At 56.2% G+C, this 20544-nt stretch carries 15 protein-coding genes and 1 pseudogene; 6 read left to right on the top strand and 10 right to left on the bottom strand.

Annotated elements, in window-relative coordinates:
- Positions 1 to 262: 262 nt before the first annotated feature.
- Together ABH944_RS05575 and ABH944_RS05570 are read left to right on the top strand one after the other, a co-directional pair.
- Positions 263 to 634 carry a YciI family protein gene (locus ABH944_RS05575; protein WP_404605257.1) on the top strand — a complete coding sequence of 124 codons (372 nt, stop codon included), beginning with the start codon at positions 263 to 265 and terminating at the stop codon, positions 632 to 634.
- Positions 631 to 1899 carry an RNA polymerase sigma factor gene (locus ABH944_RS05570; protein ID WP_404605259.1) on the top strand — a complete coding sequence of 423 codons (1269 nt, stop codon included), beginning with the start codon at positions 631 to 633 and terminating at the stop codon, positions 1897 to 1899. Before ABH944_RS05575 ends, ABH944_RS05570 begins: the two co-directional genes overlap by 4 nt.
- Before the next feature lie 472 nt (positions 1900 to 2371).
- Here the strand turns inward: ABH944_RS05570 and ABH944_RS05565 are convergent, their stop codons facing one another.
- Positions 2372 to 3283, bottom strand: coding sequence for a LysR family transcriptional regulator (locus tag ABH944_RS05565; protein ID WP_404605260.1), 912 nt, complete (start codon positions 3281 to 3283; stop codon positions 2372 to 2374).
- Between the two features lie 128 nt (positions 3284 to 3411).
- Between ABH944_RS05565 and ABH944_RS05560 the strand changes: the two genes are divergently transcribed.
- Together ABH944_RS05560 and ABH944_RS05555 are read left to right on the top strand one after the other, a co-directional pair.
- Complete coding sequence (locus ABH944_RS05560) at positions 3412 to 4728, top strand: amidase (protein ID WP_404605261.1); 1317 nt, start codon at positions 3412 to 3414, stop codon at positions 4726 to 4728.
- A gap of 130 nt (positions 4729 to 4858) precedes the next feature.
- Entirely contained in the window at positions 4859 to 6292 is a 1434-nt protein-coding gene (locus ABH944_RS05555; protein WP_404605263.1) for an MFS transporter, read from the top strand.
- Positions 6293 to 7078: 786 nt separating this feature from the next.
- Here ABH944_RS05555 and ABH944_RS05550 read toward each other — a convergent pair.
- The 8 genes and pseudogenes from ABH944_RS05550 to ABH944_RS05515 all read right to left on the bottom strand — a co-directional run bounded on the left by ABH944_RS05550 (position 7079) and on the right by ABH944_RS05515 (position 16703).
- Complete coding sequence (locus tag ABH944_RS05550; RefSeq protein ID WP_404659314.1) at positions 7079 to 7792, bottom strand: nuclear transport factor 2 family protein; 714 nt, start codon at positions 7790 to 7792, stop codon at positions 7079 to 7081.
- A 1232-nt stretch (positions 7793 to 9024) separates the two neighbouring features.
- Positions 9025 to 10043 (bottom strand): annotated as a pseudogene (locus ABH944_RS05545) (chorismate-binding protein).
- Positions 10044 to 10229: 186 nt separating this feature from the next.
- Positions 10230 to 11741 carry a sodium:solute symporter family transporter gene (locus ABH944_RS05540; protein WP_404605267.1) on the bottom strand — a complete coding sequence of 504 codons (1512 nt, stop codon included), beginning with the start codon at positions 11739 to 11741 and terminating at the stop codon, positions 10230 to 10232.
- Between the two features lie 63 nt (positions 11742 to 11804).
- Positions 11805 to 13187 carry a chorismate-binding protein gene (locus ABH944_RS05535; RefSeq protein WP_404605269.1) on the bottom strand — a complete coding sequence of 461 codons (1383 nt, stop codon included), beginning with the start codon at positions 13185 to 13187 and terminating at the stop codon, positions 11805 to 11807.
- Between the two features lie 254 nt (positions 13188 to 13441).
- Positions 13442 to 14212: an IclR family transcriptional regulator gene (locus ABH944_RS05530; protein ID WP_404605271.1), complete on the bottom strand. Its 771-nt coding sequence runs from the start codon at positions 14210 to 14212 to the stop codon at positions 13442 to 13444.
- A gap of 128 nt (positions 14213 to 14340) precedes the next feature.
- Positions 14341 to 15063, bottom strand: a complete 723-nt coding sequence (locus tag ABH944_RS05525; protein ID WP_404605273.1) for a hypothetical protein — start codon at positions 15061 to 15063, stop codon at positions 14341 to 14343.
- Between the two features lie 54 nt (positions 15064 to 15117).
- Positions 15118 to 16077, bottom strand: coding sequence for an aldo/keto reductase (locus ABH944_RS05520; RefSeq protein ID WP_404605274.1), 960 nt, complete (start codon positions 16075 to 16077; stop codon positions 15118 to 15120).
- Between the two features lie 335 nt (positions 16078 to 16412).
- A complete protein-coding gene (locus ABH944_RS05515; RefSeq protein WP_404605276.1) occupies positions 16413 to 16703 on the bottom strand; it encodes a hypothetical protein in 291 nt (96 codons plus the stop codon).
- A 760-nt stretch (positions 16704 to 17463) separates the two neighbouring features.
- Here ABH944_RS05515 and ABH944_RS05510 point away from each other — a divergent pair.
- Complete coding sequence (locus ABH944_RS05510; protein WP_404605277.1) at positions 17464 to 18402, top strand: SMP-30/gluconolactonase/LRE family protein; 939 nt, start codon at positions 17464 to 17466, stop codon at positions 18400 to 18402.
- 41 nt (positions 18403 to 18443) lie between these two features.
- On the opposite strand, the gene ABH944_RS05505 is transcribed toward ABH944_RS05510, so the two are convergent.
- The gene (locus ABH944_RS05505; RefSeq protein ID WP_404605279.1) at positions 18444 to 19397 is read right to left on the bottom strand and encodes an SMP-30/gluconolactonase/LRE family protein; all 954 of its coding nucleotides are present in this window, start codon (positions 19395 to 19397) and stop codon (positions 18444 to 18446) included.
- Positions 19398 to 19602: 205 nt separating this feature from the next.
- Here ABH944_RS05505 and ABH944_RS05500 point away from each other — a divergent pair, with 205 nt between their 5' ends.
- Positions 19603 to 20493: an alpha/beta fold hydrolase gene (locus ABH944_RS05500; protein WP_404605281.1), complete on the top strand. Its 891-nt coding sequence runs from the start codon at positions 19603 to 19605 to the stop codon at positions 20491 to 20493.
- The last annotated feature ends 51 nt before the right edge of the window (positions 20494 to 20544 follow it).

The raw sequence follows: 20544 nt of genomic DNA, 5'->3' as shown, positions 1-20544 counted from the left end.
TCACCGAGATTGTCTCGATACCTGCTGGAACGAGGCTTTAATGCGATCGGCATTGGTGCGGTGCAATTGATAGCCGCACAAAGGGCTGGCGGGCTCGCCCGAAGTGGCCACGCGCAGAGTTCTCGACGGAGGCGGACGATTAAGGTCGGTGCGTCATTCTCGATTTTTTCGACGCTGCCTGTCCATCAGGTCGCGGCCCGAGCGTCATTGTGATGGCGGCCCGATGTAATTCAGCCGCCTTAACCCCATGACGGAGACTCATATGCAATACCTATTGATGATCTACTCGGAAGAAAACGGCTGGAACCAGATGACCGACAGCGAGCGGCAGCAAGGGGTTGCCGCCTATCAGGCGTATACCGAATCGTTGAAAAAAGCCGAGGTGCTGGTGGGCGCCAACCGGCTGCAGCACACGAGCACGGCCACCACGGTGCGGCTCGTCGACGGCAAGCCGCAGGTGCTTGACGGACCGTATTCCGATTCGAAAGAGCAACTCGCCGGCTACTACCTGATCGACGTGCCCAACCTGGACGCGGCGATCGCGTGGGCGTCGCGTTGTCCCGGCGCGGCGCACGGCCTCATGGAAGTGCGCCCGGCCTGGACTGCTCCGTACGACGCGCCATCTGTTGCATGAGTCCGTCCGGCGGCGACCCTGATGCTGGCACCGTCGCGCATTCGATCGCCGATGCGGTCGCTCGCCGCAGTTATGGCAAGCTCGTCGCGCTGCTGGCGATGCGTACGCGCGACGTCGCCGCGGCCGAGGACGCGCTGGCCGACGCGTTTGCGGCCGCGCTCGCGGACTGGCCGAAGCGAGGCTGCCCCGCGAATCCCGAAGCGTGGCTGATGACGGTTGCGCGCCGCCGGGCGCTTGATGGTGTGCGTCATCGACGTGTCGGGGACGAAGTGGTGAACCAGCTCGCGATCCTCGCCGACGAGATCGACGAGCATGAAGCAGGCCTGTTGCCCGACCGGCGGCTTGCGCTACTGTTCGCGTGCACGCACCCTGCCCTCGAGGCCGCGATTCGCACGCCGCTGATGCTACAGGTGGTGCTGGGGCTCGAAGCGAAGACGATTGCGTCCGCGTTCCTGATGTCGCCGGCCGCGATGAGCAAGCGCCTCGTGCGGGCGAAGAACAAGATCCGCGAAGCGGGTATTCCATTTAGCGTCCCCGAGCGCGAGGAGTTGCCCGGCCGGCTCGCTGCGGTGCTGGAAGCGGTCTATGCGGCGTATGCGGAAGGGTGGACCGATCCGGTCGGCGGCGATACCGAGCGGCGCGATCTCGCCGGCGAGGCGCTGTTTCTTGCACACCTGCTCGTCGAACTGCTGCCCGAGGAGCCAGAGACGCTGGGGCTGCTCGCGCTGATGCTGTATGCGCAGGCGCGGCGCGATGCACGGCGCGATGCGGCCGGCGACTACGTGCCACTGTCTGCTCAGGATCCGGCGACATGGGATGCGCCAATGATCGACGCAGCCAACGCACTGCTGCGGCGCGCGAGCGCATTCAAGGCAATCGGACGCTTTCAGCTCGAGGCCGCTCTGCAGTCGGCGCACGTCTACCGCTGCCGGACGCATCGCCCGAACTGGGACGAGATCGTGCAACTCTACGATGCGCTGCTCGCGATTGCAGCGTCGCCGGTGGTCGCGGTAAACCGCGCGCTCGCGCTGGCGGAACGGGACGGCCCGCAGGCGGCGCTCGACGCGCTCGAGCCATACGCGGACGATCCGCGGCTGGTCGACTACCAGCCGTACTGGGCCGCGCGTGCAGATCTGCTCGCGCGTGCCGGCGCGACGGACGAAGCGCTCGGCGCATATGATCTCGCGATCGGACTCGAGCGCGATCCGGCCGTGCGCCGGTTCCTGCAGCGCAAGCGCGGCGAGCTGTTATCGGCAAAAAGTTAGATTGGCGCGTCGCGTTTGCCACGCGAGGTCGCAAGCCTCGCGCTGACGTGGCTCAGACCCCGCGCCGCGCGGTCCGGACTGTTCCGTTCTCATTGGAGTTGTGTGTCGAGTCCGTATGATTCCAAAGTCCGCTTTGTAGAACGTTCGTGGAACTGGCGCTACCGGCCAACAAGCGACACTCGACGAAGTGGCGCGAGAGACCGAAGACCAACTTAAAGCGGTCGTTCTCATCGGGGTAATCCCGGTTTGAGGGTGTCTGGAAAATAGGCTCGACGTAGCGGGATGAAGATCTGAACCCGTCGACGAAGGCGCGCGCGAGTCGCCATTTCTTGGCAACCTCAAATGCGTGACGTTTGGGTAACGCACACTGGAATAGTCGAGCCGCGCCCGACGGACGAATCGCAAGGCGAGTTCCAACCCTGCCGACCGCGACACTGAAAATTCGTTTGAAATCGGCGCAACACCTAATTATTCAACTCGCGCGTTCTTCCTGGATGTCGCCTTGTAGTGTCGGATTTGCAATGGAAAGGATGAACGGTCGTACTGCCGGATTCAGATTCGCCTGGCATTCGGTCACCACGATCTTTGCGGTCAATTCTTCGCGCTGCGGCAACTTGCGATAGACCAGATTGCCGCCGCGCGCGCTGATGATCGACTCCGGTACGACGCCAAGGCCGACACCTGCTTCGACTAGCGTCAGCAACGTCGGCAATACGCTATCCTGAAGAAACGACGGGACTACGCGGGCAATCGAAAAGGCCGAGTTAATGAGACGCCGGAAGTAAGGCGAGGCATCGGCTCGGTAGCCGACGAGCGGATAGTTACCGATATCTGCCAAATCGACGCTGGATTTTGTCGTCAACGGATGATCAGATCGCATCGCCACATACATCGGCTCACGATAGATCACTTCGACACGCATGTCTGCGTCCAATGCGGTGGGCCGCATCAACGCGACGTCGATCGTTCTCAGTCTCAATGCACCCTGCATCTCGACGGAGTTCAGTTCATGCAGGTCTAGTTCAATTCCTGGGTTCGCCAGCCGATACCGATGTAGCGCCTCCGCGAGCGGAGAGCATGCCGCTGTAGGTGTCAGTCCGACCGATAGCGTACCCGTTTCTCCGCGCGCCGCTTGCCCGACACGGCGCACCATGCGCTCCATGTCCCTCAGAAGCTCCCGCGCGTGTTCGAGCATCACGACGCCTGCCGGAGTGAGTTGAACAGAACGCGTGGTGCGGATGAACAACTCCGCATCGACTGCTTCCTCGAGCCGCCTGATCTGGTGGCTCAGTGCCGGCTGGCTCATGAAAAGGCGCTCTGCCGCCCGAGCGAAATGCAATTCCTCGGCCACTACGCAGAATGTTGCGACCAGTTTCGCGTCCACGCGAGTCCCTATTAATTCAGATTGTGACATAAACGTCTGTTAATTATGAATTGGACTATGAATAATGCGTTATATACGCTCCGAGACAGCATCACAAGAGGTGGTGCGACATAACCTAGGAACGGAACATGGAAGGTGAAATCCGACGGCCAGACGTGAGCGAGATAGTCGGACAGATTCGACGAAAAGAGAGACCGAGAGACTCCTTTGTTCGCCAGTCGTTGTCGTCGATCGACGCACTGGATTCGCAAATACGCGCGTGGGTTTGCGTCGCACCACGTCCAAACATAATTGAAGCAGCAAGTGCAGTAGATACAACCGCACCGCTCGCCGGGGTGCCCATCGGTGTCAAGGACGTGCTACATGTTGCCGGCATGCCAACCGCGTTTGGTGCGCGACTTTCCGCGCGGCGCGCCGAGGAGTTCGATGCTGCATGCGTAGGCATGTTGCGTGGCGCGGGAGCCGTGCCGATCGGTAAGACCGTCACGGCCGAATTTGCCTATAAACACCCGGGACCGACCCGTAATCCCCACGACCTCCGGCGTACGCCGGGTGGCTCTTCCAGCGGCTCGGCTGCAGCGGTCGCCGCCGGCATGGTGCCCGTGGCTATCGGCACGCAGACAGGCGGTTCCATCATCCGGCCAGCGGCATTCTGCGGCGTGACGGGTTTCAAACCTTCGTTCGGCGCTGTGCCGCGAGACGGCATGAAGGTGTCGTGTGAATCGCTGGATGTGATCGGATGGTACGGGACGTCTGTCACCGACATTGGTGCTATTGCTGACGTGCTGCTGTCCGACGAGCGCGTGTTGCAAGCGCCGACGAGACGTCCGCGGGTCGCGGTGATATGCGGCACGTCGCTGCATGCTCTGGATGCGGACGCGAGAGAGGTACTTGTGGTGGCCGAACGTGCGCTGACAGATCACGGCGCAACCTGCACCCAGACTGCCTTTCCACGTGAATTCACAATGCTGGCGGAAGCACATCGAACCATCATGGAGTACGAGTTCGCACGCAGCCTGGCGCCAGTCGTGAGCGTGGCACACAGCGGGCTCAGTGAGGAATTGCTGACTTGTGTCCGGCGCGGCCTTGCGATCTCACGCAGCCAATATCGTGGGATGAAGGACCTCCAGTCCTCGCTCAGAGATGCGTGGAACATGCACTTTGGCGATGCCGATCTGATTCTCACGCCCAGCGTGCCGGGTGAAGCACCGCTGGGACTTGCAACTACGGGTTCCGCCGCATTCAACGTGGCCTGGTCGGTACTCGGCTGGCCATGTCTGCATATTCCCTTCGGGCGGTCCAGTCATGGTTTGCCACTCGGTATCCAGTTGGTAGGCAAGTGGAATGGAGATGCTGAACTGCTTGGCTGGGGGGGGTGGATCGAAAGCCTCGGTCCGGATCAGGGCGCAGCGATAAACAGCGAATCGCGCATCGCTCCAGCGTAATCCGACGAATCGTTAAAGCAGAAGCCGGCTCGACGCGTTGCCGTCGTCGCGCGACTGTACTTACAAAACCAGATCCGGGTGACGATCACCCTGAACTCGGCGCCATGTCAAAGCGCCAGGAGGAGCATTGATGCATGCAATATCGTCTCAGACAGTGGCGGACGCTCAGGTGAGCTCCGGTCATGCGTCCGAATCTGCTTCGCAGATCAACCAGCGTCTCGATCAGCTTCCTGCCACGCGGCCCGTATGGATGCTGGTGCTGCTGGTTTCGATCGGAGGCTGGTTCGAGTTTTACGACCTTTTCATGACCGCATACGTCGGACCGGGTCTGGTCAAGAGTGGGATGTATTCCGTGACCACGGCGTCATTTTTCGGTTTCAGCGGGCTGGGCGCGTTCGTCGCGGCATCGTTTGCAGGCTTGTTCATCGGCACATTTCTATTGACCGGTCTTGCCGATCGGTTCGGACGCAGGACTGTATTTACAGCTTCATTGCTGTGGTATTCGGTGGCGACGCTTGTCATGGCGTTTCAGGATTCCGCGCAGGCGATCAACCTCTGGCGGCTCATCGCGGGAATCGGTGTTGGCGTTGAACTCGTTGTGATCGATACCTATGTAAGTGAGTTGGTCCCGGCGCACTTTCGTGGAAGGGCATTCGCGTTCGTCCACCTCGTGCAGTACACGGCCGTTCCCTCGGTCGCGTTTTTCGCGTGGTGGTTCGAACAGCATCCCGTTGGCGGCATCGAGAGCTGGCGTTTGACCGCTGCACTCGGCGCGTTGGGTGCGATCGCCGTCTGGGCGATTCGTCGTCGGGTTCCGGAAAGTCCCCGTTGGCTCGCGCAGCATGGGAGGTATGCCGAGGCTGGACAGATTCTCGATGTGCTCGAAGCGAAAATTGGCGTACAGATGAACGACTACGGAAACGCGTTTGGCGCCCACATCGAATCCGTGCAGAAACCGGCCCGTTTCTGCGAGATCTGGCAGCCGCCATACCTTAGAAGAACACTTGTCCTGCTGACGTTTCACCTGATCCAGTCAATCGGCTTCTATGGCTTCGCTTCGTGGGTGCCGACATTGCTGGTAGCGAAGGGCATCACGGTGACACACAGTCTGCTGTACTCGTTCATCATTGCATTCGCCAATCCTGTCGGACCACTGATTGGTCTCGCCATTGCGGACCGGATAGAACGCAAGACCTTGATTGTGTTGTCGGCTGCGGGCGTTGCACTGTTCGGCGGGTTGTGTGCGGTCGTTCAGTCCGGTGTGCTTCTGATCACGCTCGGCGTGCTGCTGACGCTCTGCAATACGCTGCTGTCCGCGGGCTATCACGCGTATCAGGCCGAACTCTATCCCACCCGTATCCGAGCTCGCGCAGTAGGCTTTGTCTATTCTTTGTCGAGGTTGTCCGCGATGTTTTCCGGCTTTTTCATCGCTTTCACGCTTCGCAGTTTTGGCACGTCCGGCGTCTTCACGCTGATCACGGCCGTCATGATCATCGTGATGGTGACCATCGGCGTGTTTGGTCCGAAGACCAACCGACGAAGCCTCGACTTGGTGTCTCGCTGAGGTGACCTTCTCGTCTATCGCGGTCCCACGACAGAATTGAACTCCGCTGAACGATATGCAACTGGACACCGGCTGGCGACGACTCGCCATCGCTGAAAGGTTCGTCGAATGCAAGGATGGAGTGGTGTCGGATCCGCGATATCGAATTGTGTCCAACCCGCAAAATTGACTCAGAACGACTGCTTTCCATCACGGTTGTGACATTCGGTAGCTCCGGTTGAAGAACCGGAACGGGTCGGGACGACGCATTCGCTGAAAGTGAGACCTGACATTCGCGGCTATCGGTGTGTGAACGGCAGGAAAGCGACCTGTAGCCGCCTCACCGATGTCGTCACCCAATGCCGGCTAAGGCAGACAAGCAGCCCCGCCCTCTTCCGTTGGGGTGGCTTTCAGAGAAGCACCAAGGTCTCGTCTGAGTTCGGCCATTCCGACCGCATCCTTGTACCTCCATCGTTGCAACGGATCGGGATTTACCGCGGCATTGCGAAGCGCTTCGATCATCCTCTTCCTTGTACTAGTCCAGTCGCCTACGACGATGGTTTCATTCTGGGGTTCTCAGGCTTCGATGACCTGAGAATGGCTGCGCATCGCCCGGGTAAGCGCGCACGCGAGGTTGTGCGTGAGAACGATCGGTCTACTGAGACGTATGCGCCTCTTGCCGCGAGGCTCAGGCTGGCTATATGACTTCCGATGCCGCCTGGTTTCCTCTGGAGCGTGTGCGAAACGTTCCGAACTAAAACGATGCGTGCCGCCGTGCTGCTATAGATGAAGTTTTCCCTGGCGCCATCAACGGATGAGCGCATCACCGTTAAGCCATGCGCGACCCATCTCATACAGCGCTTCAACTTCCGGACCCTTGAGGCCTGGCATGTCACGCTTCACGGTGTATCCAATCTTCGTCTGCGCGTATGCGAGATGGCGGTAACCCTGGGGGAACAAGCCGAGAATTTCCGGGTCCAGCTCTGGCCCCTTACCAGGTACAACCGCGTCGATGCGGTCTTTCTCGTAAATTGGCTGACGATGAACTACCTTCCAGCCCCTTTCGCACTTCTCGAAGAAGTCATAGAAGCGGCCAGTGCAGATGATATCGCACACAACCCCATCGACTGCCGCACGCTGCGAGATAGTCATCTTCGTTTGCGCAATAGCGCGCTTCCCGGTCAGGTCTATGGACGTCCCTCCCAAGAAGTGCAGGATGCTGACGCCACGGTTCCAGCCTTCTTTGCTAACGCGGATGAACTCGTCAGCGGTTCCTTGAAACCAGGTTGCGATCATCATGCCATCGTCGCTCCAGACGCTGCGAAATCGCTCCCAGTCGCCAGCATCGCGCCAAACAACCCAATTTTCTACTGCTTCGCGGATCGAAAGGCGATCGATTATTTCAATGTCCACTTTGTTCCCCTGATGATGATCACTTGTAGGTGCAAGACGGATTTCTCGACACACATCGTCGCGATCGCACTGAGAAGCGTGCGACAGTGGGCGCACGGTAATCACCATGCCGTGTCACGAGGAGCAATCCCGCCAGTAAGTCAATGTGTAGGTCACTCGTATGTTTCATAAGATAAATGTTGCATCCACAATGCTACGCCAGTGTCATGAGTTTGTTAGTTATGCATACATAATCGCCCCTCCATATCTACAGCGTCCAGGCCGAGATTGTTGCGGCCGAGCGGCAGAAGGTGATCTGCGTGCGTGCCACATGTGTTGATTCATGGCAGTCTTGCAGTCCTAGACTGCTAAGCGAAAAATCCAGCTATTCGTCCAAAGTGTGACGGGACAGGTCGTTTGACGTCACTATCCTCGATTTCTGCTGCACCGGCTTCACACGCAGCAAGCGCAATATGAATACAGATCCCCGTAAACCTGCGAGGTTCGAATCGCGGTGCAACGACCAACTCGGCGAAACCAAAACGAGCGAGCTATTTCTCGTAAGCCTAGCGTCGATTTCATGTTCCTAATTATGAACTAAATCTCGTATAGAAACTATAGTATAAACCCCAATGCGACGCACACACAAAACAGGCTGCTCAAGTTAGGTTGTGGTTGTCGTTTCCAATCAGCACTGCGAACGGAAGAACGGCAACGGCGACGCGGTCGATCAGGGGATCCGAGCATCTTGAAGCTAAGCCGGATTGCCGAGGGATGCGTGGCCGTTCGACTCGAGCGAGGGGGCGGAATCTGTGGTCCAAGTACCTGTCAACGGGGGACCTTCGGCGCTCCACATGTTCCCGGGAAAGCTTCAACGAACATACGTTGTGGCGAAAATGGGCAGCAAAGGATGCGCTAAAGCCATCTTAAGCCGTAGATACTGGAAGGTCAGTAGAGTATGCCCTTCGGGTAAAACGAAAGATCCAGGCACCCGCCTTTCGAAAGGAGCATGCCAATGGGTGCATCTATCACGGCCTTGCAAGAGCAAGATACGATGACCATCGGCCAGATGTAAGTCACCTTCGAATTTCGGGAGAAGCGCTGGAATCCTCTTAGATCGTGGCGCGCACGTGCCGTGCCGGTGTACAGCGGCGGCCGATATACAGGCGGTGCTGTATCGGATGGCGACGGGCCTGACTGGGCGGGCGATTCAGATCCAGTTACCAGTGGTCGACGCGATGAGCGAAGCTGTGCCCAGACCTTTCCACCAGTTACAAGCGGTGACAGATCCCGTTATTGATCGTACATTGCTGAGATTTGTTGCCGTAAAGGCGCGTGGCACGGCTGCCTCCGCATGCACACTAAGCCACCCGGACTGCCGTATCCAACGCGTCAACGATCCGGGCCTTCCATTTGCATTCTTCCCATTCTTCGTTTGCGTCGGAGTCTATGACGATGCCCCCCGCCGACGCCGTAGATCCCGCATCCGCTACGATCAATAGCAAGCGTTCTTATCGCGACGTTCAGTTCAAAATCTCCCGAAGGCGCTAACCAGCCCACACTGCCGGAGTAGATCCCTCTTCGCGCAACTTCGAAGTCTTTGATATGACGCATCGCCGCCAGTTTTGGAGCACCGGTAATGGATCCGCACGGAACCGGTTGTTGCGATGATCCCGAGATCGTTCCGTAGTAGATCAACAATCATCAGATTTTCGGCCCGATCTTTTTCGCTACGGCGTAATCGCTGCGCATAGCGCGCATCAATCTCGGGATCCACGTGGCGCGGTGCGGTACCCTTCATCGGTCGAGTCGTCAGAATGTTGCCCTTTCGCCTTAGAAACAATTCCGGGGAAAAGGACAGGATATATCGATTCTCGTCCTGGACAAATGCGGAATACGACGTGCGATGTCGGGTAGAAAGGAAACGATAGATATCCTTAGGGTGTCCATCAACGTGGAAATCAATGGGGAAAGTGTAGTTTACCTGGTAGAAGTTGCCTGCCTTGATGTCTCGTTGGATGCGCCATACATTATCAACATAGTCGCCAAGCTCGATTGGCAGCTTGATGGCGGATGCAGTAAAGCGAGATTCAGACTGACCTTCCCATGCCTTTTCCCTTGTACATTTACCGAAGGCAAGTGCATTTAGCCGTGGTTTTGACGCCACTGTTTCGGCGGTGGAGGGAAAGCCGGGGACAAGCCACTCGCCTAATTCGTACTCGAGCATCAATGCTACCCAGAGGCCGCGTGCCCGGCACTCCTCGATTGCCGCGAATGCGCCTGGTAGATCCTCACGTCTATCAACGCTCACGCGTTCGCGAAGATCGGAAAGTGCTATAGCAGTTCCATTTAGATTGTTTTCAAAACGACAGGTGTACAAAAGCGGCCCTCCGGTCCAGCAGGTGAAATCGAAGTGGAATGAACGCGGTGGGGTGATTCAGGTACCCAAAATGGTGAAGCGTGCAAGGTCTTTCGACTCACGACACGGACTAGCCTATACCCACGCAGACAATACGAAATGGCGGCATCCTGTCGGCAAGAACGCGGTAGTCACATCGTCCTCAAGCTAGGCCCGAGCGTCACCAATACTGGTATTCTCGCTATGCTCCACTGTCACCTCTGATAAAAGGTCGAACAGGAAAGCTTTTGCCGCCGCATCCACGCTTGGAAAGATTAGCCCATGAATAACGTAAATAATGGCGGTCACGAGCACGGGTGTTGCCACTATCCAAGCGACTGGTTGCGGGATAACGTATTTGACCGCTACAAAAGCGACTATACCGGTGGCACACGATAGAGTCGCAGAAGCTGAACCGCTGCGGCGGAATGCCGGCAGCAAACCGAACAAAAGTGGAACTGCGATTGTTCCAATGAGCGCTTCGAACCACACCACAATCAACCCTAGAACGCCTCCGAAAGATCGCGCATTGATCGCAATCAGAATGCTCAAGGCCGTATATATAAAGGTCACAAAGCGGGCAGTCTGGACATGATCCGCTAAAGCCTTTTTCGATTCCGGCAACAGAGGCGGAAGAATATCTCTGGTGATCACCGCAGAAATAGCGTTCGCATCGGAGGCTGTGAAGGCCATCGTGTGCGCAAGGAAACTCGCAATAACCAGCCCGAGGAACCCGTGAGGTAGTAGCTTCACTGTCAATGCCGCATAGGCCTTTTGCGGGTCCCCCAGACTCGGAACAATCAGCGGAGCCACGACCATCGGGAAGAAAAGGACAACAGGCCAGAAGGCGTACAACGTCGAGGAAAGCAGTCCCGCTCTACGCGACGAACGTACAGATGGTGTCGACATGAACCGCTGTGCCAGATCCCAATTTCCGCCACCGCTGTAGTTAAGCGTGTTGATCAACAGATAGCTGACAAAAAAGATTGCGCTATATGGACCGACAAAAGGTTCGAAGTGCGACCGCGGCAATGTCCCGATCACGGCGAGCGGCGACCCATGGCGCGAAAGGTATGCGAACACGAAGACGGCCATCGCGAGACCGGCAATGAGTTGGACTAAGAATTGCCAGAGCCCTGTTAATGAATCTGCCCACAAGCCACCGATCGTGCAGTAGAGCAGCGTAACGCAGCCTACGATCAGGATGACGTAGACTTCTGAGAAACCAGTGTAGAAGTGAAAGAGACTGCCAATCGCTGCCCATTTTGCTCCGGTTCCGAATATTTTCAGGATTGCGCCGACCCAACCAAATAGTTGTTGCGTTTGGATGTTGTACCGGATGCGAACAAACTCAAGAGGAGAGACAAATCGACGGCGCAGTACGAGATTCGCCCACTTGGGAGCAAACAGCATCGCGCCCACGGCTGTACCAAAAGCGACAGTTAGTGCCCACCAAAAATAAATGGCCACACCGTATTGATACGCAACAGCGGCATACGCCACGAATACAACTGCGCTGTATCCCGCCATGTGGTGAGACACACCTGCGAGCCACCACGGAATGCGACTTCCGCCAGTGAAATAGTCGGAGACGTTCCGAACACGTAGCATCGCGCACCATCCTATAAGGCAGACGGCCAAAAGGTATACACCGATAATCGTCCAATCGAACAGACTCATTTGTCTCCCCCATCACCGGCCCGTGTTTGGTCCCCGCCTAGCAGCAGTGGATCGTGCCTTCTGTCAATTTGCGAGTTGCGTCGTGCCATCAACGAGCGCCAGACGTGCGCAGTCGCGTAGCGCTTTCGTTTTCAAAATACATTCACGATACTCGGCTGCGGGATCGGAGGCCGAGACAACCTTTGCACCGGCGTGAACAAACGAAGCGTCGCCGGTATTCCACATGGACCGAGTGACCGTCGATGATTCAAGCGATCCATCGAAGCCAAAGAAACCCATCGAGCCACTAAAAGGTCCGCGTGCGACCGGTTCGAATTCCCGAATAGTCTCAAGGGCGCGTTTCCTCGTGAACCCGACCGCTGCTCCGTGGGGGCTGAGCGCGCGCATGACGTCCACGGGTCCGACATCATGTTTGACTTCTGCTTCGGCTTCAGCAAACAGATGCAGAAGGTCGAAGAATCGTCGCTGTTCGAGTTCAGCCGTAAAGTGGAGACTGTCTGCGTCAACGATTGGTCTCAGATCGTCGACTAGGGCGTTCAAGACGACCTCGTACTCGTCGACTTCCTTGACGTTTGGTATCCAGACAAACGGTGACCCGTCCGCTGTTTTCTCTATTGGCCGGGTAGCGCCATCGGTCTCAACAGTCAACTTACCACCCTTCAGACGGGCCAGAGTAAGCGAGGTCGCGCCCCAGACCGAGAACCCAGTAGAGGTAGCGAGGAACATATATGTCGATGGATTTATGCGTCGTAGCCACCGATAGCTTGCAACAGGAGGAATATCGGTGGTCGTCTTACACTGTACCGACAACACCACGCCGTCCAGTTCCGGCTCGTGGTTCATGCGCTCAATGGCTCTCGCAGCAAATTTTCCGAACTCAGCTTCAGTTACCGTGGGTGTCCAGATAGGCTCTTCCAAACCACCTTTTTCCTGACCGGTGCTTTGCGAAAAACACATCGACTTGAGCCGCTCGACGATTTCGTCTGCCCCCTGTTCACTCGTTTGCGATGCGTCAACGATCACCGCGTACGCTTTCAACCTTTTATGATCGAAAACCAGCATATGCATAGGCTGCATCAACATCGCTCGTGGTCCCGCCCCTTCATTTGACGCTTTGGTCAGGCTCTCATACGAGTAGAAAGCAAATACTCCTCCTGACAAACCGGCCGTGCCGCTTTGAGCTTCGATGCGCTTGCTGTCGAGGATCTTCCGGAGCATATCGAACTCGTCCAGATCACTGTCACGCGTGCTGCTTTTCTCGACCTTTTCGATTTTATTCGCGAAGCCAATATACGAAACGTCTGGACGTCGAGACTTTGGGTCCCACCGTTCGACGACGAAAACTTCGTCTGCTGGATCGACCGAACTCAACACCCGGTCAACTGGGTCTCCCGAGAAGGAAAATTCGACAACACGCGCAGTTTCAATCGATCTTCCGAGATTCATATCGTTCTCCTAAATTACATCTCGTTAGCAAAAACGTAACCTGTAGGCCTCTCTTGCGGCCGCAGTTGTTGCGCGTGCCAAGAGGTATTTTCATCTGTTCACAAATATACTCTAATTCGTCCTGCGGAACAATAACAGACAATCCCTAACGCCGTCCTGATGCATCGAACTGAGCCCTGTAGATGTCTCACATCTATCTGTGCATATGCACTATTTAAAATAAAACAGACCCTGTAGCTTGCTGCGAACGTGCATTATGATGACGAGAACTGTCGACGGATGCGCTCGGCCGAAGACTGCAGGATCGCTACTGCCTTCGAATAGACTGATGGTCCGTATCTGACCGTCGGAATCGCGACATTGAGCGACCCCAAAGGGAAGCCTGCGGCTGACAGGATGGGTACGCCGACACCAACAATCCCCGCCGTGTACTCTTCAAATGAAGTCGCTGCTCCCGTACGACGAACCTCTTCTAACTCGGCCGCTAGAGCCTTTTTACTGGTAATCGTACGCGGGGTGAACTTTTCCAGCTTCACGTTCGAGAGATACTCCTGCCGCATCGAATCGGGCATAAAGGCCAGGATACATTTCCCTCCCGACACGGCGTATAGCGGTGCCAGATCACCGAGGCGAAGATGAGAAACCAGTATTTGCGGACTGGTTATGGTCGCCACCACCTCCGTCTTGTCGCCTCTTAACTGGTTGAGCGCACATGATTCCAGCGTCTGAGCGGTGATTTCATCAAGCACGGGTTGCGCGCATTCCACCAAACTACGCAACTGGTTCGACTGTTGCGCAAGTTTGAGGATCGCGTCTCCCAACCGGTAGCCCTTCGTCTCCGGCACAAACCTTACGTATTCCCTCACCGTTAGATTCCTGAGCAATTTAGTCAGACTGCTCTTGGGGATGCTCAGCGATTCGGCAATCTCGGTATGAGACATTTCCCGCCCCCAGGACGCAAGCAACTCGATGAGATCAAGTGTTCGATCGGCAGATTTAACGACCTCGCTAGCATTTTCTTCCATGATTTCGCACCCCGTGTTCACATATGGGAACATGGTATCGGGCTACTCGTAAGACTGTCAAGAAGATCCGTGGGCAGTTGCCCATCCTCGCGACACCAGCGCTCAAATGCGCCACACCCTTAGTCAAATCATCCCGCAAACTGCTTCATCAGGTCCAGCCTCGGTGGCGGTCGGTTCTCCGCTTTCACCGACATATGGTCGATCTGCGTCAGAAACTCAAAGACTCCGACGTAATGGATACGAGCATCAACACCAGCCTGCTTGCCAGCCTCCTCAAATCCGACTTCCAGATCCGCCGAAGCCGATTCCACGCTTTCGATCGCCCAGAGATATTCGATTCCCTCTGCGATCATTGCGTGATTTACAAGTGCTTGCGGACCTCTCGATGTTACTTGGCCGACCCGAACGCGCACCACACATTGGTCGCTCGGGCGTGCCAAAAGGTTATCCGCAAATGAGCGCAATGCCGCCGGACTCAGCGACGTTGCGCAATTCGTCCTTATTACTGCCAGCTTGCCACCGTTCCCAACACCACTATCAGCCAGGATCTCGCACGGCTGACGCTGAAAATTCGAAAACGATGGGCGCATCGAAGCGGACCATGGCGTTGGCCTGACGACAAGGTCTACGTATTCTGCCCTCTCTAGAACGTCGAGCGCCTCGAGTTCATACAGGGTGAGGTACCGTGGCACGCTTTGTCCCACCGCTCGGTATCGGCGGCCGCAAACCATTCCTGGCACCCACACGCGCTCTGGAACGTGCTCAAGCGTGTGCCAATGCTCATACTCAAGCAAGCGGCCCGGATCGAAATCATTCCAGATTGCCAACAGTCCCTTTGGAGGGTTGCTCATTGTTTTTCCTTTCACAAACATCATCTACAGAAAAATCAAAAAGAAGTCGGAAATCTAAGCTGCCACGGGAATCAGGCCCGCCGCCTTCAAATCACGCCAGTACCCGTCGGGTATTGTTGTCTCCATGCATCTCAAGTTCCGACGGAGTTCCTCTGCACTTTGATGTCCCGCGACGACAGAAACGACAGCACTGCAACGGAGAGGAAATTGCAGTGCAGCGACCGCAAGCGGCACATCATGGATCCGGCCAATTTCCTCGAGCTGACGCACACGCTCAACAATCCCGGGAGTCTCCTCTGCAGGGCGATATTCATAGCGGGCTCCTTCACACACGCCGGTCGCAAGAATGCCAGTATTGAAAGGAGATGCGACGATGACGGAGATGTGGCGCTCAACGCATAGCGGTAGGAACGACGACATGGCGCCGTGTTGCAGTAGTGTGTGCCCGCCCGCCAACATGAAACAGTCGAAGTTCCCCTCTCTGGCGAACCGTTCACACACATCCGGTTCGCGTAACGCTGCCCCGATCGCCCTGACCACCTTTTGCTGCTTCAGTTCTTCGAGAGCGCGATACGCACCTGACATGGCCTCACCAAAACGAGATTCGAACGCCTCACCGTGCAGAGCCGGAATGACATCGTGAATGCACACCACATCAATGTAGTCCATATGCAAGCGAGCCAGACTCTCCTCGACTGATCGCATCGTGCCTTCGTAGCTATAATCGAAGTGATTGCCGCCGTCGCTGTTCCAGCGACCCGTTTTGCTCGACAGCACAAACTCCGTACGGCTGCGCGCCACGAGCGCCTCTCCGAATCGTTGCTCGCTCAAACCATTCGCATACAGGGGCGCCGTATCAAAGTATCGCAATCCTTGCTTCCACGCCTCGTCCACCACTTCTCGAAACCCACCATCGCCGATGGCATTGGAAAGGCTACCGCCGCCGATACCGAGTGAGGAAACACGGACATCTGTTCTTCCAAGCTGGCTTCTATTACCTACGGGGGAATTCATTTCTTTCCTGGGTTCATGAGTTGAAAATTCAGTACATTATTTAGCTCGTTGTTTGTCTTTCGCAAAGTAGGGTGTGCTCGAACAACGATACGATAAGGCAGCGCCTTTTCATTGTTTTCGCCCGAAGCATGCTTCAGTGGCTTCCGCAGGCAACAGCCCGGCGTGGAAGTAGTCTTGAAGGCGTTTTACGGTCGTGGCGTCGGGGTGGTACGGCGATCGGATAAAGTCCCTTGCGACGGCTGCGTCGTAGCAAGCACATGTCCACGCGTCCAGATCTCGCTCGTACTCGCAAGGTCGTTGGTTTGATTCGTTAAACACAGCGAACCCCTTCTTAGTCATAGACGCGACCGGCGGTCGGTCACATGCGCAAATATCCCAATCGCGCCGCACATCAACATACTCATTGCCGGGCGTTCGGCATCAGGCGGGAACACATCCCATGTACCGTCGCCATGACGGAATAAATAGATTGCAAAGCTGTCTGCCAGTTGCAATGCCTCGACGTAGACATAGCGCCTCTGATTCGAGCGTGCGCGACTTCCCCGTTTCACCCGAACCGACTGTGAAGGAACCGTCATCAGCCATTTTTCCACCATGAATCGCAGGGACCTTTTAACCTTTTCCATTGCCTCCTCCTGTAAGCTCGGCTCTGCCTATCGGTCGGTCGACGTTCCCTTTTCCACTTCGTAGGTAGTACCCAAGGAGTTCCGCTCCTTCGCACAATCCGTGAAGGGTTATCCCGATAACGTGTGCGTAGTTCCTAGGGCGTAAATTTAGTATGCGGATTTACAACTCATGACACCAGAGGCCGAAGTTGTTCTCAGGGTCGACAGGCCTACGCAGACAGCCGATCCGAACGATGTTCCTGCGTGAAAAAAGGCGAACGAACAACTGGATCACGTCGACGCCAGAACGTGCGCATTGACGTAATACTCGATGCCTGCGTCACGACGGTCGCTGGATCCTCCTCCAGATTCATTCAATCGGGCATAACACCACCGTCGCCGCCTCGCGGTCCGCTTGTCCGTATGGTCTCACGCACCGACCGAAGAACGAGTTGGCGATGAACCCGACCCAAACGCGCTGGAGAACGTTTACCCGGATGCATTCCAATGTTTGCGCCCTCGCTCTTCCAAGTGTCAGTCGAATTAAGGCTCATTCACCCCAGAACCTTCCTGCAGAGCGCATGAGGCATCGATAGCAATCTTGACGTTAGCGTGGCATCTGTTCATTATATAGATCTTGTTCCCAAATGGAACCGTAATTTCCATAAAATTTGGATGCGTCGCCGTGGCTGGGCAAGACCAAACCGCGCCGAACAGGCGGTGCCGTATCCGGGCTTGCCGACCTCAAATGGATGTGTTGACACAGACAGGAGTACTTCCCTTGCGCACAAACGAGATTTTTCCAGATGGCGTGAACCTTGAGAGGGTTTTCGCTGACGGCTACAACACGGAGGGCCCGGCTGAAGGGCCGGATGGCAGGATATTCTTCTGCGACATCACAGTTTCGTACCGTACGTCGATGACAGCTGGGATCATATGGGTCTTTGACCCTATGAGCCGGGTCACGTCTGTCTTCAGGTCACCAAGCGGCATGGCGTCGGGAATCGACTTCGATAAAAACGGGAACATGTTGGTTGCGGGGGGCGCCGATTTCGGAATGCGCAGCGTCATACGAACAGATATGGCTACCGGAAAAAGTACGATCGTGGCTGGCCTCTATGGCGGCCGACCGTTCAATTCACCTAACGACCTCGTCGTCGACCGTGCGGGGGGAATCTACTTCACTGATCCCCGCTACCTCGGTCATGAACCCGTTGAGCAACCGGTATTTGGCGTCTACTACATTAGCTCGTCCGGCGACATAAAGCTTGTACTGGCCGATGTTTCAAAACCCAATGGCATAGCTCTGTCGCCAGATCAGCGCATTCTATACGTCGTCGAACATGATATTCGCATCCTCGATCGACGATTCGATGAGGTCCCCCTTCGAGATATCGGTGATATGCGCATACTGGCGTACGACATCGAGAAACCGGGGAAGGTAAATGGACAACGTCTATTCGTCGACTACGGCCGCGAGAAAGGGGCCGACGGCATTACTGTCGATAGTGCTGGCAATGTCTACGCTGCGGTACAGTCACCAACACGCCCAGGGATCCGAGTCTACGACCCAAGCGGAACACAGATTGCCGAGGTGCCGACTCTGGAACGTCCGTCCAACGTGATACTTACCAGGCACAGCCAAACTCCATTCATGTATGTAGCAGCCACGAAGAGTCTCTATCGCCTACGATGTTCTCTCAAGGGCGCCCCTTCTTAATTCATAGGAGACCTGCAACGGGACGCTTGCGTGAACTCGAATCACCGACGCGCTCCTTTTAATCTGCCTCGAGCCTTGAAGAGCGTTTTCCCTGCGGTGATATAGAGATCACGCATATCGTTGCCACCAAAGGTCACGTTGGTGACAGAGTCCTCAAAGACCGGGATGAAATCAATTTTTTCGCCGAGCGGAGAAAAAACGTGAATACCGGCGGGCGTTGCCAATGTCTCCGCAGTACCGCGCAAGCGGTTCAATCCCGCGGCAACATAGAGGTTGCCATCAACGTCTACCGCAAGACCATCGGCACTTCTCCCGGGCGAGAACTCGACCAGTATTTCTCTGTCGAGCGGCAAACCTTCTTCAGTGAGTGTGAACGACCGCAACTGTCTCGTGCCCGCTTCTGAAATGTCGTTTTCGACTACATAGAGTGTACGCTCATCAGGCGATAGCGCTACCCCGTTGGGTTGCAAGACATCTCCGTCGCCAAGTATGCGCTTCAATACACCACGGCTGTTGAGCCTGAAAACGCTAGGACTACGCATCACCGTTGCAGGCACTCGAGACGACGCGCTAGTAAACGGTGCGAGGAAGAACGGGCGAACGCCGTCCGAGAAATAGATGTTCCCTTTTCTGTCGATCGCGACATCGCTTGGGCCGAAAAAGCGTTGACCTTCGAAGTTGTCAGCGAGCACTTCTACCGCTTTTGTCTCCAAGTCCGTTCGCGTCAGCCTTGGCGGAGTATTCGTCTCAGGATCGCCTTCCTCGCACGTAACAAGTCGCCCTTGGGGATCGAGCGCCTGCCCGTTTGGATAGTTTGCTGCCTGCGGCCCGCGAAATACTGTTAGTTGACCATCCCGATCCTGCCTGAGAATGCGGTTCCCACGCACGTCAGTGAAATATATGTTCTGAAGGGCATCGCAAACAGGCCCCTCCAGCCAGCATGTAGTCGAAACAGGGGTGGCTTCTGTCAGCAGCCGTTCGCTCTTCTCATCCATCTGAGACTCCAAGTTGAAATTTTTCTCTGACAATAGAACTATATTGGGAACGTGTTCTCATACAGGAATTATAAATTATCCTTGCGGATCACGCCTATCCTGCCGCCGGCGACAGGCTTCTTGCCTATTTTTCGCGAGAGCCCGATAAAAGTCCGACTAGCATTTCTACCGGCGATTTCGCCACAACCTTGAGAGTCCGTGCAACATGAGCCAGATTCCCTCGCAACAGCCGACAGCAGGCGCCATTTCTGTCGCTATCAAGTCAGTTTCCCGACGCGTAAATGGACTACGCATCCATGCCAGAGCGGCCGGGCAAGGCAGCCCAGTGGTCCTGCTGCACGGGTGGCCCCAGACGTCCTATGCATGGCGTAAACTTATCCCGCTTCTGGCGCAGCGCCATACCGTGATTGCGCCGGATCTGCGTGGATTTGGCGATTCCGGCAAGCCCTTCAGTGGCTACGACAAAAAGACGATTGCCGGCGACCTCTTTGCTCTGCTCCAGTCCCTCGGTCTCGAGAACGCCTGCATTGTCGGCCACGACATGGGCGGCCAAGTGGGTTATGCATTCGCAGCGCTCTATCCGCAACTTACGAGAAAGTTTGTCTTCATCGAAAGCGGACTTCCTGGCTTCGGCCAGGAGAACGCAATGAATGTTGCCACAGGCGGCAGTTGGCATTTTGGCTTTAACATGGCGGGGGACATCTCCGAAGAACTCGTCCGCGGTCGCGAAGCTCTGTTCGTCCGTCATTTCATCCGGCGCGACACCGTGGGAACCGTTGATCCTAGCTCCATCAGCGGAGCTGACATTGATGTCTATGCGCGGTCGCTCGCACAACCTGGCGCGCTACGCGCCAGCTTCTCGTACTACCGGACTCTTTTTGATGACAGGAAGCACAATGAGCAATTCGGCCAGACGAAGCTTGAGATGCCGGTTCTCGCCATTGGCTGCGAGTTTGGCTACGGACAGGGAGCGAAAACAACGATGGAAAAAGTAGCGACTAACGTCAGCAGTGCGATAATCGAGTCCTCCGGCCACTACCCAGCGGAAGAGCAACCCGAACGACTAGCATCGGTGCTGCTCGACTTCTTCACCTGAACTCCCTACGGCAGGCACTGCGCAACATTGTTCCCCGCAGGTGCCTGCGAC

Origin of the sequence: Caballeronia udeis, from assembly GCF_044909315.1 — a bacterium.
Classification (GTDB): Bacteria; Pseudomonadota; Gammaproteobacteria; order Burkholderiales; family Burkholderiaceae; genus Caballeronia; species Caballeronia udeis_A.
The sequence above is the reverse complement of the archived record's forward strand: the minus strand, read 5'-3'. Positions and strand labels throughout refer to the sequence as shown.

Coding starts and splice junctions, on each gene's coding strand:
- ABH944_RS05575 (WP_404605257.1), top strand. CDS start 263: ATGCAATACCTATTGATGATCTACTCGGAAGAAAACGGCTGGAACCAG.
- ABH944_RS05570 (WP_404605259.1), top strand. CDS start 631: ATGAGTCCGTCCGGCGGCGACCCTGATGCTGGCACCGTCGCGCATTCG.
- ABH944_RS05560 (WP_404605261.1), top strand. CDS start 3,412: ATGGAAGGTGAAATCCGACGGCCAGACGTGAGCGAGATAGTCGGACAG.
- ABH944_RS05555 (WP_404605263.1), top strand. CDS start 4,859: ATGCATGCAATATCGTCTCAGACAGTGGCGGACGCTCAGGTGAGCTCC.
- ABH944_RS05550 (WP_404659314.1), bottom strand. CDS start 7,792: ATGGTGATTACCGTGCGCCCACTGTCGCACGCTTCTCAGTGCGATCGC.
- ABH944_RS05540 (WP_404605267.1), bottom strand. CDS start 11,741: ATGAGTCTGTTCGATTGGACGATTATCGGTGTATACCTTTTGGCCGTC.
- ABH944_RS05535 (WP_404605269.1), bottom strand. CDS start 13,187: ATGAATCTCGGAAGATCGATTGAAACTGCGCGTGTTGTCGAATTTTCC.
- ABH944_RS05530 (WP_404605271.1), bottom strand. CDS start 14,212: ATGGAAGAAAATGCTAGCGAGGTCGTTAAATCTGCCGATCGAACACTT.
- ABH944_RS05525 (WP_404605273.1), bottom strand. CDS start 15,063: ATGAGCAACCCTCCAAAGGGACTGTTGGCAATCTGGAATGATTTCGAT.
- ABH944_RS05520 (WP_404605274.1), bottom strand. CDS start 16,077: ATGAATTCCCCCGTAGGTAATAGAAGCCAGCTTGGAAGAACAGATGTC.
- ABH944_RS05515 (WP_404605276.1), bottom strand. CDS start 16,703: ATGGAAAAGGTTAAAAGGTCCCTGCGATTCATGGTGGAAAAATGGCTG.
- ABH944_RS05505 (WP_404605279.1), bottom strand. CDS start 19,397: ATGGATGAGAAGAGCGAACGGCTGCTGACAGAAGCCACCCCTGTTTCG.
- ABH944_RS05500 (WP_404605281.1), top strand. CDS start 19,603: ATGAGCCAGATTCCCTCGCAACAGCCGACAGCAGGCGCCATTTCTGTC.